General features: G+C 54.7%; 1 pseudogene. It reads right to left on the reverse strand.

What is annotated here, in order from left to right:
- Positions 1-642: pseudogene (locus tag AC1D1X_RS24825) on the reverse strand (6-hydroxynicotinate reductase); the annotation flags it as partial.
- Between the last annotated feature and the right edge of the window lie 135 nt (positions 643-777).

Below are 777 nucleotides of genomic sequence, written 5' to 3' on the forward strand. Positions count from 1 at the left end.
CAGGTGATGCACACCACCCAGGGACAACATCTGCGAGCCATACTCGGCCGTCGTCACATGCCCGATTACCTCTCCCTTGCAGCGCACATTGGCCTGCTCGGCACCCAGGAAGCGGTCAGTGTCAATTTTTACCTTGAAGCTGCAATAGCTGAAAATTCCTTCCGTGACCACAGTGACCAGATCAACACCGGCCGCTTTCGATGAAACGATGAATGGTGCCGGCTTGTAGTCGGGATAGGTTGTTGATGAGCCCACACCCGTGACAAACACTTCATCAGCCAGTAGAAGATCGCCGCTCCATGAAACCGTTGATGCGTCATCCGTGCCACCGGGCAGATCTTCCGGCGCGGAAAGTCCGGCATCTGCGCGCGCCGCAAACGGCACAATATGCGCGCCCTCGCCCGACAGCGTACGGCGCAACAGCAACACTGGGTCGACCCTAACAAGCGTTCCACCGTGGTTGGCATAGCGATCGCAGGCTCCGCTGCGGCCCTCAGAAATCTGGCATAGAACCGGGCAGGCATTGCACTCGATTTTCTCGCTGTTCATTCGCTCGTTTCGCGGCCGGGCCTTTTCCAAAACTTGCGGAAACGTCAAGGCATCCATACCTGGCAGGCCGTCCGTCTTTGTATGTTCAGTCATCGTGCTCGTCCTTCTGCCGCCTTCACCATCCTGGGGCTAATTCACCAATGTAGTGCCCACTTAATTTACATGTTGCATTCACTACATATTAAATTCAATGTAGCGCATACGGATTTCTCATGCAATAGTATTTAC

This window comes from Polaromonas sp. P1_G4 (assembly GCF_056405475.1).